The 13,267-nt window shown below is 37.5% G+C and carries 12 protein-coding genes; all 12 read left to right on the plus strand.

Annotation, left to right across the window (positions count from 1 at the left end):
- Positions 1–100 precede the first annotated feature (100 nt).
- Complete coding sequence (dnaA, locus tag QMN06_RS00005; protein WP_281970458.1) at positions 101–1,564, plus strand: chromosomal replication initiator protein DnaA; 1,464 nt, start codon at positions 101–103, stop codon at positions 1,562–1,564.
- A gap of 265 nt (positions 1,565–1,829) precedes the next feature.
- On the plus strand, positions 1,830–2,945 hold the full coding sequence (dnaN, locus tag QMN06_RS00010; RefSeq protein ID WP_281970459.1) for a DNA polymerase III subunit beta: 1,116 nt from the start codon (positions 1,830–1,832) through the stop codon (positions 2,943–2,945).
- Positions 2,946–2,959: 14 nt separating this feature from the next.
- Positions 2,960–5,458: a DNA topoisomerase (ATP-hydrolyzing) subunit B gene (gene gyrB, locus QMN06_RS00015; protein ID WP_281970460.1), complete on the plus strand. Its 2,499-nt coding sequence runs from the start codon at positions 2,960–2,962 to the stop codon at positions 5,456–5,458.
- A complete protein-coding gene (locus QMN06_RS00020) occupies positions 5,451–5,936 on the plus strand; it encodes an SET domain-containing protein-lysine N-methyltransferase (RefSeq protein WP_281970461.1) in 486 nt (161 codons plus the stop codon). Before gyrB ends, QMN06_RS00020 begins: the two co-directional genes overlap by 8 nt.
- A gap of 7 nt (positions 5,937–5,943) precedes the next feature.
- Complete coding sequence (locus QMN06_RS00025) at positions 5,944–6,171, plus strand: DUF3717 domain-containing protein (protein ID WP_281970462.1); 228 nt, start codon at positions 5,944–5,946, stop codon at positions 6,169–6,171.
- 28 nt (positions 6,172–6,199) lie between these two features.
- Positions 6,200–7,804: a GMC family oxidoreductase N-terminal domain-containing protein gene (locus tag QMN06_RS00030; RefSeq protein ID WP_281970463.1), complete on the plus strand. Its 1,605-nt coding sequence runs from the start codon at positions 6,200–6,202 to the stop codon at positions 7,802–7,804.
- Positions 7,805–7,871: 67 nt separating this feature from the next.
- Positions 7,872–8,642: an ABC transporter ATP-binding protein gene (locus tag QMN06_RS00035; RefSeq protein WP_281970464.1), complete on the plus strand. Its 771-nt coding sequence runs from the start codon at positions 7,872–7,874 to the stop codon at positions 8,640–8,642.
- Entirely contained in the window at positions 8,639–9,340 is a 702-nt protein-coding gene (locus QMN06_RS00040; RefSeq protein ID WP_281970465.1) for an ABC transporter ATP-binding protein, read from the plus strand. The genes QMN06_RS00035 and QMN06_RS00040 overlap by 4 nt, the downstream gene beginning before the upstream one ends.
- 24 nt (positions 9,341–9,364) lie before the next feature.
- On the plus strand, positions 9,365–10,561 hold the full coding sequence (locus QMN06_RS00045) for an ABC transporter substrate-binding protein (RefSeq protein WP_281970466.1): 1,197 nt from the start codon (positions 9,365–9,367) through the stop codon (positions 10,559–10,561).
- A 12-nt stretch (positions 10,562–10,573) separates the two neighbouring features.
- Positions 10,574–11,458, plus strand: a complete 885-nt coding sequence (locus QMN06_RS00050; protein WP_281970467.1) for a branched-chain amino acid ABC transporter permease — start codon at positions 10,574–10,576, stop codon at positions 11,456–11,458.
- Complete coding sequence (locus tag QMN06_RS00055) at positions 11,458–12,435, plus strand: branched-chain amino acid ABC transporter permease (protein ID WP_281970468.1); 978 nt, start codon at positions 11,458–11,460, stop codon at positions 12,433–12,435. The genes QMN06_RS00050 and QMN06_RS00055 overlap by 1 nt, the downstream gene beginning before the upstream one ends.
- The gene (locus QMN06_RS00060; protein WP_281970469.1) at positions 12,436–13,233 is read left to right on the plus strand and encodes a TSUP family transporter; all 798 of its coding nucleotides are present in this window, start codon (positions 12,436–12,438) and stop codon (positions 13,231–13,233) included.
- Positions 13,234–13,267 lie beyond the last annotated feature (34 nt).

The following is a 13,267-nucleotide window of genomic DNA, read 5'->3' on the forward strand; positions in this document are numbered from 1 at the left end:
TTTTTCACAAGTTTTTCCTTTGTTGATAACTTATAAAATTCGATACAATCTACTACCACATAAAAATTAAGTTATATTTACCAAAAAATAAAAATATTCAATGACGCAACTAGAGCAAACCTCATCTCATCAACCGGCTTCTATCAACCAGATACAACAGACCAACTTTTGGAATGAGTTTCTGAGTGATGCTGGAAAAGAAATGTCTAGCTCACAATTTCGAACTTGGATCAAGCCTTTGACTCCAATTGGCTTTACCCAAGAGCTTGATAGCTTCATTATTGCTGCCCCCAATCAATTTAAATTAGATTGGGTTAAAAACCAATTTTTTAATAAAATTAATAACTTAGCTGAAACTCATTTACCTCCTGGAACACAAATTCGATTTATCGTCGACTCAAAGGCTTGTAGTATCAATGAGGCAGAGCAGTCCTCTTCGCCTTCGTTCATTGGATCAAGTCCTGAACCTGAGGATATTTTGGCAAGTCAAGACGAATTAGATGACGATATTGATGGGATTTCTTTTCAAATTAATGTTGAAGATTACTCAAAGCTAAATCCAATTCTGACCTTTGATACCTTTGTAAATGGTAAAGCAAATCAATTAGCAAGGGCAGCAGCCGTTCAAGTCGCCAATAATCCTGGTACAAGTTATAACCCAATGTTTTTATATGGTGGCGTTGGTCTAGGTAAAACTCACCTGATTCATGCCGTTGGCAATTACCTTTTACAGCAAAAGCCCAATGCAAAAATTAGATATATCCATGCTGAACAATATGTATCTGATGTAGTGAGAGCTTATCAACAAAAAGCTTTTGATAAATTTAAATCTTATTATCACTCTTTAGATCTTCTCTTAATTGACGATATTCAGTTTTTTAGTGGTAAAAGTCGGACCCAAGAAGAGTTTTTCTATGCTTTTGAGGCCTTAACTTCAAATAAATCTCAAGTAATCATTACGTCTGATACTTATCCCAAAGAGATGAATGGTATTGATGATCGGCTCATTTCTCGGTTTGACTCTGGTTTAACCGTAGCTATTGAACCCCCAGAATTAGAAATGCGCGTCGCTATTCTCATGAAAAAGGCTCAAGCAGAGTTTGTTCCTATGTCGGAAGATGTCGCATTCTTTATTGCTAAACATTTAAGATCAAACATCCGTGAACTCGAAGGGGCTTTAAGAAAAATATTAGCCTATGTCCGATTTCATGGCAAAGAAGTCAATATTGATGTTGCTAAAGAGGCTTTAAAAGACCTTCTCTCGATTCAAAATAGACAAATATCAGTTGAAAATATACAGAAGGCTGTCGCTGATTTTTATAGTATCAAGGTTGCTGATATGTATTCTAAAAAAAGGCCTGCGAATATTGCAAAACCTAGGCAAATAGCAATGTATATTGCAAAAGAATTAACACAAAAAAGTCTTCCAGAAATTGGTGAATTATTTGGTGGCAGAGACCATACTACAGTTTTACATGCTGTAAGACGTATTGCTGAGTCTAGAATTCATGATAGTCAGTTAAATCATGAGTTACATGTATTAGAACAAACATTAAAAGCGTAAAATAAGCCTGTGGATAAGCTTGTTGAAAAGTCATGTATAAGTATGTGTATAAGTTGTTGAGAATTTGTAGATAACTTGCCAAATTCATGCAAAATAGGGATTGGAAAGAAGTTATTCACGTTTTATCCCCAAGTTATACAGAAGTTATTAACAGGTTTTAATTGTTGTAAAATATTGATTAATAAAGGTATTTATAATTATCCACAGATTTCTTTGCCCTTATTACTATTAATAAATTAAATTTATCTATATTAGGAATAACAACATGCAACTGGTCAGTACAACAAGAGATGTTCTTTTAAAGCCCTTACAGGTGGTAAGCGGTATTGTTGAACGTCGTCATACTTTACCCATACTTGCAAATTTATTACTGAAAAAAAATAAAGAAAAAATTTCTTTTATTTCAACTGATATAGATATTCAAATTACTACAACAACGGATTTTGGTATTGGAGAAGAAGATTTAAGTACGACAGTTGGCGCAAGAAAATTGTTAGATATTCTTCGTGCAATGCCTGAAGGTCCTGTGAATCTAAATGTAAAAGATAATCGGATGGTTGTACAAAGTGGCAAAAGTAGATTTTCTCTACAAACTTTAGCCGCAAACGAGTTTCCTATCATGCAAGAAAACTTACAAGATGTACGTTCACTAAGCATGAGTCAAAAAGAGTTTAAACAGCTTATTAGTCAAGTTTATTTCGCGATGGCGCAACAAGACATACGTTATTACTTGAATGGAATGTTATTTGTTTTAGAAGGTTCCAAGTTGATTGCTGTTGCTACGGACGGACACCGCCTTGCGTATGGTCAAATTATTTTGCAACAAGCAATCACCGGTGATTCTGGAAAGCTTGAAGTGATTGTTCCTCGTAAAACAATTTTAGAATGCCAACATTTACTCGATGATTCAGATGAAGTATTGGATATTCAAATTAGCCCATCACAAATTAAATTTAAATTTGGTTCTATTGAATTACTCTCCAAGTTAGTTGAGGGAAAATTTCCTGACTATCAAAGAGTTATTCCAAAGGGTCATAAGAATATGGTGATCGTTAAACGTGAAGGATTTCAGGCAGCTTTACAAAGAGCTGCAATTTTAACAACTGATAAATTCAAAGGAATTCGTTGTTCCTTAAAAACAAACTTGTTAAATGTTCAATCAACGAACGCGGAACAAGAAGAGGCTCAAGAAGAAATAGAAACTATTTATTCTGGCGATGAAATTGATATTGGATTTAATGTTACTTATTTATTAGATGTTTTAAGTAATGTTAAAAATGATGAAATTCAATTAAGTCTTGGCGACTCTAATTCAAGTGCTTTAATAACAATTCCCGAAAATGAAAATTTTAAATATGTTGTTATGCCAATGCGTATTTAATTAACGAAGAACAAATGACAAAAGAAAATCAATCTGTAACAGATTTATATAGTGCATCCTCGATTCAAATATTAGAAGGTTTAGAAGCTGTAAGAAAACGCCCTGGTATGTATATTGGGGATACTTCAGATGGGAGTGGATTACACCATCTTGTTTTTGAAGTTTTGGATAACTCGATTGACGAAGCCTTGGCAGGTCATTGTTCAGAAATTACAGTGACTATTCACACAGATAATTCAATTTCGATAATTGATAACGGTCGTGGAATACCAACCGGTATTAAGTATGACGATAAACACGACCCCAAAAGAAGTGCTGCTGAAATAGTAATGACTGAATTACATGCCGGTGGAAAGTTTGATCAAAATAGTTATAAAGTTTCTGGTGGATTACACGGTGTTGGGGTCAGTTGCGTCAATGCATTATCCAAATGGTTACGTTTAACTGTTCGCCGCGATGGCAAAACACACTTTTTAGAATTTGCCAAAGGCGTTGTTCAAAATAGAACCATCATTGAAGAAAACGGTTTAATCATTTCTCCAATTCCAGTAATAGGCACAACTGATAAAAGAGGAACAGAAGTTCACTTTAGTGCTGATGAGGAAATCTTTGGCAAAGTGGAGTTTCATTACGAAATTTTAGTAAAACGAATTAGAGAGTTATCTTTTTTAAATAATGGCGTTCATATTAGAGTAATTGATGAGCGCACAGGAAAAGAGGAAGATTTTGCTTTTTCAGGAGGTGTTAAAGGTTTTGTTGAATACATCAATAAAGCTAAGTCTGTATTGCATCAAAATATATTTCATGCAGTTGGAGAAAAAGCAGCCGAAGTGGGAGGTATGATTACCTCTGAAGTCGCCATGCAATGGAATGACGGTTATACAGAACAAGTTTTATGCTTTACAAACAACATTCCTCAGCGTGATGGTGGTACTCACTTAACCGGTCTTCGTGCTGCAATGACCCGTGTCATTAATAAATATATTGATGAAAACGATTTAGCAAAAAAAGCGAAAGTTGAAGTCACTGGTGATGACATGCGCGAAGGACTTACGTGTGTTTTATCAGTAAAGGTTCCTGAACCAAAGTTTTCGAGTCAAACAAAAGATAAGCTTGTATCAAGCGAAGTTCGTGGCCCAATTGAAGAAGTTGTTTCTTCAACTCTAACTGCATTTTTACAAGAAAACCCAAGTGATGCAAAAATCATTTGTGGAAAAATCATTGAAGCTGCACGGGGTAGAGAGGCTGCTAGAAAAGCGAGGGATATGACTCGTCGTAAGGGAGTTTTGGATGGTTTAGGTCTTCCTGGAAAACTTGCAGACTGTCAGGAAAAAAATCCAGCTAATTCTGAATTATTTATTGTTGAGGGAGACTCTGCGGGAGGCTCAGCCAAACAGGGTCGAGATAGAAAATTTCAAGCAATTCTGCCATTAAAGGGCAAGATTTTAAATGTTGAAAAAGCCCGTTTTGATAAGATGCTGGCTAGCCAAGAAGTAGTAACACTCATTACAGCATTAGGCACGGGAATCGGTGTTGAAGAATATAACATTGAAAAACTTCGCTACCATCGCATTATTATTATGACGGACGCGGACGTTGACGGAAGCCATATTAGAACTCTTTTACTTACTTTCTTTTATCGTCAAATGCCTGAACTCATCCAAAGAGGCCATATTTATATTGCTCAGCCGCCTCTTTACAAAGTTAAACATGGCAAAACTGAACAGTATATTAAGGATGATATTGCATTAACTAGTTATTTAATTGAAATAGCCCTAAGTAGTGCACAAATAATTAATGCAAATAATGACATATTTGAGGGAGATAATTTAAAGCAGTTAACTACCCTATATTATTTAACTCAAACTGTGATTGATAGACTATCTAGAACGATGGATGCAGATGTTCTTCGTGTGATTAGCGAGGGCGTTGATATTCGTCTTGACTCTTTAGATGATGCTTCGGCATCTGCAAAAGAGTTGTCTGCGGCACTTCAGAAACGCTTAGGTGACAATAGCCAAAGTTTAGAAATTATTCCTCAGCTTGAGGAAAGAACAGAGCGTTATCGTTTATTGGTATCGCGTCGCGTGCACGGTAATCTAAAGTTGTCATTTATCAATTCAGACTTTATCCATGGATCTGATTATGCTTCGATTAAAGCATTTTCTCAGTCTGAGGCTGGAAAAATTGGGGTTGGTTCCAAAGTAAAACGCGGCGACCCAGATAGAAGCAAAGAGTTTGCAGTAGGTAATTTTCAAGAAGCGGTCTCATGGTTAATTTCTGAAGCTGAGCGAACAGTCTCTCGCCAGCGTTATAAAGGTCTTGGGGAGATGAATCCAAGTCAGTTATGGGAAACAACAATGGATACAAGCACAAGAACATTATTAAAAGTGCAAATAGAAGATGCTATTTACGCGGATCAAACATTTATGACCCTTATGGGTGATGATGTTGAACCAAGGCGAGCCTTTATTGAAACAAACGCCTTGATCGCGAAAAATATCGATGTCTGACAAATTACCTAAACCCTTAAATAAATCCTCTATTCAAGTTCAAGACTCTACAATTCATGGAAAAGGGGTTTTTGCGCAAACAAATATTCAAAAGGGCGATTGCATTATTGAATACAAAGGAGAAAGAATCTCCTGGAAAACAGCATTAAAGCGCCATCCACACGATCCATCACAACCGAACCATACTTTTTATTTTTCTATCACTAATGGCAAAGTTATTGATGGCAATGTCAAAGGAAACGATGCAAGATGGATTAATCATTCTTGTGCGCCAAACTGCATTGCCAATGAGCTTACAGATAAAAAAAATCGTTTACATGTTTTTTTATTTGCGAAAAAAAATATTCAAATTGGTGAAGAGTTATTTTATGATTACAGTTTAGATGTCGAAGGTAAACATACCAAGGCTCTAAAAGAAGATTATTTATGCCGGTGTGGGTCTAAAAAGTGTCGTGGAACGATGTTGAGTAAAAAATAAAGGCTTCATGTTATTTATCAGCTTACCTGAACTTGAGGCGGCTATTAATTATTGGCGGTCTCAATCTCCCTCTGTTGGAGAGGCATTAGAGCTTTGTCCCGAGGTCTCTGCTTTGGCAAAGCCTTACGCCGTTTTAATTATCCAAGGTGCTCAACGGTTAGCAATTGATTATCTAGATCCTAAAGCATTAGATGCTTGGAATGGATATATTAATAATATGCGCTCAAAAAATTAATGCTGATTGATTAGACTAAGGAGTCATAGTGGATCACGGTGAATTTGACTATATTATTGTTGGTGCTGGAAGTGCTGGAAGTTTGCTTGCAAATCGACTAACTCAAAATCCGAATGTCAATGTATTGCTATTAGAGGCAGGTGCTAAAGATGACTATATCTGGGTGCATATTCCGGTAGGGTATCTTTACTGTATCGATAATCCTAGAACGGATTGGCAATTTAAAACTGACCCAATCAAAGGCCTTCATGATAGATCTTTGTTATACCCAAGAGGAAAAATTTTAGGTGGCAGTTCTTCAATTAACGGAATGATTTATATGCGTGGGCAATCCCACGACTATGATGATTGGGCATCAAAAACTGGAGAGGCTGACTGGTCATGGGAAGCCTCCTTAGAAAGATATAAAAAATTCGAGAACTACTATGGTGGTAATAATGAGTGGCATGGCACGGGAGGTGAGTGGCAAGTCAGCCAACAGCGCTTAAATTGGCAAATACTAGAGCAGTTTAAAAATGCGGCCATTCAGGCTGGTGTTCCTGAGGTCAGCGATTTTAATCAAGGTAACAACCTTGGGGTAGGGTATTTTGACGTGAACCAAAAAGATGGTTTTCGTTTAAATACATCCAAGGCGTTTTTAAAAAAGGCAGCGAAGAGACCAAATTTAACAATGATTACTGGCGCATATGTTGATCGCGTAGAAATTGATCCCATCACTATGCGTTGCAAGGGTATTCATTTTGTAGGTGGTGGTCATACACATTCTGCAACTTGCGCAAAAGAAATTTTACTATCTGCAGGTTCAATCGGATCTGTTCAAATTTTGGAAAGATCAGGTGTGGGTCAGGGCCCACGTTTGCAAGATTTAGGAATTCCAGTTATTCATGATTTACCTGGAGTGGGAGAAAATTTACAAGATCATTTACAGTTAAGAATGATTTTTAAGGTATCGGGTATAAAAACTTTGAATACGATGGCCAATCATTTGTTAGGTAAAGCCAAAATCGGGTTAGAGTATTTACTAAAAAGATCTGGGCCAATGTCGATGGCTCCTTCACAGCTTGGTTTATTTACTTCGAGCTCTCCAGAGCATAGTCGCCCTAATCTGCAATACCATGTTCAGCCACTCTCCCTAGATCGTTTTGGCGAGGATTTACATTCCTTTAACGCATTCACAGCAAGTGTTTGTAACTTACGTCCAACCTCTAGAGGTAGTGTTCACATTACTAGTCGAGATGTTATGGGTAAACCGTCTATTAACCCTAATTACTTATCAACCAAAGAAGATCAACAAGTGGCTGCGCAGGCAATTCGTATAACAAGAAATATTGTTTCACAACCTGCATTGCAGCCATACAAGCCTTCTGAAATTAATCCTGGGGGTTCATTTCAAACGGACGATGAATTAATTCATTCTGCAGGTGACATTGGAACTACTATTTTTCATCCAGTCGGAACATGTAAGATGGGTTCTGAAAAAGATCCAATGGCGGTTTTAGATGGGGATTTGAGAGTCAGGGGAATTGTGGGATTACGTGTTGTTGATGCTTCAGTAATGCCAAATATCACTTCAGGTAATACGGCGGCTCCGACCATGATGATTGCTGAGAGAATTGCGACCTTATTAAAGTAACACTCGTGTAAACCCCTATTAACTAAGTCTTTCAGATTTTTGATTTTTATAATATTCTCAAGTCCTTATGATTAATAATTCCTCATCTTATATTTTAGAAACCCAAAGCCTTTTTAAGTCATTTAAGGGATTTATTGCTGTTAATGATGTTAATTTAAAAGTGCTTGAGGGATCTATCCATGCATTGATAGGACCTAATGGTGCTGGAAAAACGACTTGTTTTAATTTGTTAACAAAATTTTTAGCTCCTACAAGTGGCAAGATCTTATATAAAGGAGAAGATATAACTCTTTTATCGCCGCCACAAATTTCTCGTAAAGGAGTTATTCGGTCATTTCAGATTTCTGCTGTATTTCCTCACTTATCAGTTTTGGATAATGTGCGGATTGCACTTCAAAAACAATTAGGAAGTGAGTTTCATTTTTGGAAATCACCAAGCACTTTAAATGTTCTTAACGATCGTGCCATCGAGTTACTTGACTTGGTCGGTTTGAATGGTTTTTATGATCAATTGGCGGTTAATTTACCTTACGGCCGAAAGCGTGTCTTAGAAATCGCTACGACCTTAGCAATGGACCCTCAGTTAATGCTACTAGATGAGCCTACCCAAGGAATGGGCCATGAAGATGTCGATCGTGTAACGCGTTTAATTGCAGAGGTTGCTAAGGGAAGAACGGTATTAATGGTGGAGCATAATATGAAAGTTGTTTCTTCCATTGCAAATACAATTTCAGTATTACAACGCGGTTCAGTTTTGGCTGAAGGCTCTTATGATGAAGTGTCTAGAAACCCTTTGGTCATGGAAGCGTATATGGGGCAAGCGAGTGAGGCAGTATGACGATTGCGTTAGAAATTAATAATCTAGAGGCTTGGTATGGTGAGTCTCATATTTTGCATGGGATTAACCTAGAGGTTCATCAAGGTGAGGTTGTCACTTTATTGGGTAGAAATGGTGCAGGGCGCACAACTACCCTTAGAGCTATTTTAGGACTGACTGATAAAAGAACGGGCTCTATCAAAATTAATGGTGTTGAAACTACCAATCTCATGACGCATCAAATTGCACCGATGGGTATTGGTTATTGTCCTGAAGAAAGAGGTATTTTTTCAACCCTTACTGCTGAGGAAAACCTATTTTTACCACCCATCATTAGTCAGGGTGGATTTAGTATTGAAGAAATTTATGAAATGTTTCCTAATTTGTATGAACGGCGCTTAAGCCCAGGAACTCGCCTTAGTGGTGGAGAACAACAAATGCTTGCCATGGCAAGAATTTTGAGAACTGGAGCAAAGATTCTTTTATTGGATGAAATCACCGAAGGGCTTGCTCCTGTAATTGTTCAAAAATTAGGTCAAGTAGTAAAAGATTTGCGTGAAAAGGGTTATACGATTATCTTGGTTGAGCAGAACTTTCGTTTCGCAGCGCCATTAGCTGATCGACATTATGTTGTGGAACATGGCAAAGTAGTAGAAACTGTTTTAAGTAGTGAGTTAACTCAAAAAACAAGTGTCTTAAATAGTTATTTGGGTGTTTAGATAATTTAACTGTTGGGGAAAATAATGAAACTGAAAAAAATTGTAACTGCATTGACGCTTATTTCTGCATCAGCTTTGGGTTTTGCGGCAGAGACTAAGCCTATTAAAATTGGGTTTATCACTGATGGATCAAGTTTGTATTCAGACATCGATGGTATTGGCGGTAAAGAAGCTATGGAAATGGCGATTGCTGATTTTGGTGGATCTGTTTTGGGTCGAAAAGTTGAGGTTTTATATGCGGACCATCAAAACAAAGCGGATATTGCTGCAGGTAAAGCACGCGAGTGGATAGACCTAGAGGGTGTTAATGTTATTTTTGGTGGTACGAACTCTGGAACCGCATTGGCCACATCCAAAGTAACTGCTGAGAAAAAACGTATCTATATTAATAATGGCGCAGGTACTTCCGCCCTAACTAATGAACAATGTACTCCTTATACAATTCATTACACTTATGACACGATTGCCTTAGCCAATGTAACTGGTAAAGCCATGTTGGAAAAAGGTAATAAAAACTGGTTTTTCTTGACTGCAGATTATGCGTTTGGTGAGCAGCTACAAAAAGATGCTTCTAAAGTGGTTAATGACAATGGCGGTAAAGTTCTTGGTGCGGTTAAACACCCATTAAATGCTAGCGACTTTTCTTCATTCTTGTTACAAGCTCAAAATTCAAAAGCTCAAGTTTTGGGTATGGCCAACGCAGGTGGCGACACGATTAATTCAGTTAAAGCTGCGAATGAGTTTGGAATTAATAAGACGATGAAATTGGCTGGGTTACTTGTGTTTATTACAGACGTACACAGCATTGGCATTAAAAATGCATCAGGTCTTTTGGCGACTGAAGCTTGGTACTGGGATTTGAATGATGAAACTAGAGCTTTTGCCGGCAGATTTATTCAAAAAATGAAGCGTATGCCAACTTCAGTCCATGCGGGTGATTACTCTTCCATGTTGACGTATTTAAAAGCGGTTAAAGCTGCGGGTACAGATAATCCAGATAAGGTGATGGCTGAGTTACAAAAAATGAAGATCAACGACTTATTTACTAAGGGCGGATATATTCGTAAAGATGGAACTATGATGCATGATATGTATTTGTTTGAAGTTAAAAAACCTGAAGAGGTTACGAAGCCATGGGATTACTATCGCATTGTAAAAAAATTGCCTGGTGAACAAGCATTTAATACTTTGGCAGAGTCAAAATGTTCTTTAATTAAGTAAATTAGTTCTTACATGGAAATATCTGGTTTACCTTTGTCCGCTGTCCTTAGCCAACTCCTTTTGGGGTTGGTTAACGGTAGCTTTTATGCTGTTCTCAGCCTTGGTTTAGCAGTTATTTTTGGTTTATTAAATGTTGTTAACTTTGCCCATGGTGCCATGTTTATGATGGGTGCGGTACTTACCTGGATGGCGGCTACATTTTTTGGTATTGGGTATTGGCCCATGTTAATTCTTGGGCCGTTATTAGTTGCTGTGGTCGGTGTTTTGATTGAAAAGTTTTTGCTAAAACATTTATATCATTTAGATCACTTATATGGACTCTTATTAACTTTTGGTCTTACCCTCATACTTGAAGGCGTTTTTAGGTCATTTTTTGGTGTTTCAGGAATGTCTTATAGTGTTCCAGACTCCTTGACGGGTTCTGTCGATGTTGGTTTTATGTTCCTTCCAATATACCGTGCTTGGGTTGTTTTAATCTCGCTGATTGTTTGTTTTGGAACGTGGTACGTAATCGAAAAAACAAAACTGGGCGCTTATTTGCGTGCTGGAACAGAAAACCCTAAACTAATCCAAGCGTTTGGCATTAATTTCCCACTTATGGTGACTTTAACCTATGCTTTTGGCGTTGCGTTAGCCGCCTTTTCTGGGGTTTTGGCGTCCCCCATTATTCAGATTTCGCCTTTAATGGGGTCGAATTTAATCATCACCATTTTTGCAATTGTGGTTATTGGTGGAATGGGCTCAATCATGGGATCCATTTTGACGGGTTTGGGCCTTGGACTTATAGAGGCGATTACAAAAGTTCTATATCCCGAGGCATCTAGTACCGTGGTGTTTTTAGTCATGGCATTTGTATTATTAGTTCGTCCTGCTGGACTTTTTGGTAGAGAGAAGTAATGAGTAAAAATCAAAGCATGATCTTTTATCTTGTCCTTATTTTATTTGGTGTATTAGCTCCTTGGTTTCTATATCCAATTTTTTTGATGAAAATTTTATGTTTTGCTTTGTTTGCTGCAGCATTTAATTTGTTGTTAGGCTATACAGGACTTCTATCTTTTGGTCATGCAGCATTTTTGGGTGGCGCTGGCTATATTTGTGGCTATATCATTCGCGATATGGGCTTACCTCCAGAGATCGGATTATTAGGCGGTACCTTATTTGCCGCTTTATTAGGTTACATCATGGGTAGCCTTGCTATACGACGACAAGGTATTTATTTTGCAATGATAACGATGGCCTTTGCCCAAATGTTATATTTTGTATTTTTGCAGGCTAAGTTTACTGGTGGCGAGGATGGTATGCAGGGTATTCCCAGAGGGACATTTTTGGGTATGTTGGACTTGCAAAATGACATCAATATGTATTACGTCGTTTTTGCTTTTTTCATGGCCTCTATTTTCTTAATAGCCCGAGTGACGACTTCACCTTTTGGCAAAATTTTATTTGCCATCAAAGAAAATGAGCCCAGAGCAATTTCTTTAGGATACGAGGTGGATCGCTTTAAATTACTGGCATTTATTTTGTCAGGAACTCTTGCTGGACTTGCTGGCAGTTTACAGGCGTTAATGATGGGGTTTGAAACTCTTTCAGACTCTCATTGGTCAATGTCCGGATTGGTAATTTTAATGACTTTGGTCGGTGGTGTTGGAACATTGATAGGGCCTATTATTGGCGCTTTTGTTATCACTGTTTTAGAGCATAAGGTTGGGGAAATCGGCAATTGGATATTTGCTTTAACTAATATTGAATGGTTTAGAACCTTAGGAGAGTCAGTTACCATTGTTACTGGATTGATCTTCGTTATTTGTGTAATGGCATTCCGCAAAGGCATCGTAGGTGAGCTTCTAGACCTTATCAAAAATAGAACTAACTAATTGATTTTAAATGATATTTTAAGTTATGGCGTAGTTGTCTTAGCGCTAGCAGCCTTTTTTGCTGGATTTGTCGATGCAATTGTAGGGGGTGGTGGACTACTGCAAATTCCGGCATTATTTTCGGTTTATCCTAAAGAGGTCCCAGCAACACTTTTTGGTATTAATAAAGTGTCTGCAATAGGGGGTACTTTTGTAGCAGCTACTCAATACGTTAAAAAAGTAAGTTTGCCCAAAAAGTTGATGCTTTATGCATCTTTATTTTCATTTGTTGGTTCCTTTTTGGGCGCTTGGACGCTTACGCAAATATCACCAGATTACATTCGTAAGTTATTGCCGTTTGTCTTGCTGTTATTGTTAGGCTTTACTTTAAAGAATAAAAACTTTGGTCTAACACATCAACACCAAACACAAAGTCTACGAAGTATTTTTTTTGCTTCAGCTGGGGCTTTGTGTATAGGCTTTTATGATGGTTTTTTTGGGCCTGGCACAGGTGCTTTTTTCATGTTTTTATTTGTTAAATTTTTAGGCTTTGATTTTTTACATGGGGCAGCTGCTACGAAAATTCTCAACTGTTTGAGCAATTTTGCAGCACTTGCGTTGCTGATACCCACCGGGCATATTCATTGGGGCATTGCTCTTTGGATGATGAGCTTTAATATTCTAGGGGGCATTATAGGGAGTATTTTTGCTTTTAAGCATGGCAGTAAAATGGTAAGAGTATTTTTTATTTGGATAGTTCTAGCCTTAGTCTTGAAAACAGCAAATGACTCTTATCATATTCTTGATTTCATAAGATAATAGAGCTTTAGTGTTTCACGTGAAACACATTCAA

This window comes from Polynucleobacter sp. SHI8, from assembly GCF_027944005.1.
Lineage (GTDB): Bacteria > Pseudomonadota > Gammaproteobacteria > Burkholderiales > Burkholderiaceae > Polynucleobacter.

What these genes read in the sequence shown, in the direction of transcription:
- QMN06_RS00055 (WP_281970468.1), top strand. Translation starts at nt 11,458, where the DNA reads ATGAGTAAAAATCAAAGCATGATCTTTTATCTTGTCCTTATTTTATTT.
- QMN06_RS00040 (WP_281970465.1), top strand. Translation starts at nt 8,639, where the DNA reads ATGACGATTGCGTTAGAAATTAATAATCTAGAGGCTTGGTATGGTGAG.
- QMN06_RS00025 (WP_281970462.1), top strand. Translation starts at nt 5,944, where the DNA reads ATGTTATTTATCAGCTTACCTGAACTTGAGGCGGCTATTAATTATTGG.
- dnaN (WP_281970459.1), top strand. Translation starts at nt 1,830, where the DNA reads ATGCAACTGGTCAGTACAACAAGAGATGTTCTTTTAAAGCCCTTACAG.
- QMN06_RS00050 (WP_281970467.1), top strand. Translation starts at nt 10,574, where the DNA reads ATGGAAATATCTGGTTTACCTTTGTCCGCTGTCCTTAGCCAACTCCTT.
- QMN06_RS00035 (WP_281970464.1), top strand. Translation starts at nt 7,872, where the DNA reads ATGATTAATAATTCCTCATCTTATATTTTAGAAACCCAAAGCCTTTTT.
- gyrB (WP_281970460.1), top strand. Translation starts at nt 2,960, where the DNA reads ATGACAAAAGAAAATCAATCTGTAACAGATTTATATAGTGCATCCTCG.
- QMN06_RS00020 (WP_281970461.1), top strand. Translation starts at nt 5,451, where the DNA reads ATGTCTGACAAATTACCTAAACCCTTAAATAAATCCTCTATTCAAGTT.
- QMN06_RS00045 (WP_281970466.1), top strand. Translation starts at nt 9,365, where the DNA reads ATGAAACTGAAAAAAATTGTAACTGCATTGACGCTTATTTCTGCATCA.
- dnaA (WP_281970458.1), top strand. Translation starts at nt 101, where the DNA reads ATGACGCAACTAGAGCAAACCTCATCTCATCAACCGGCTTCTATCAAC.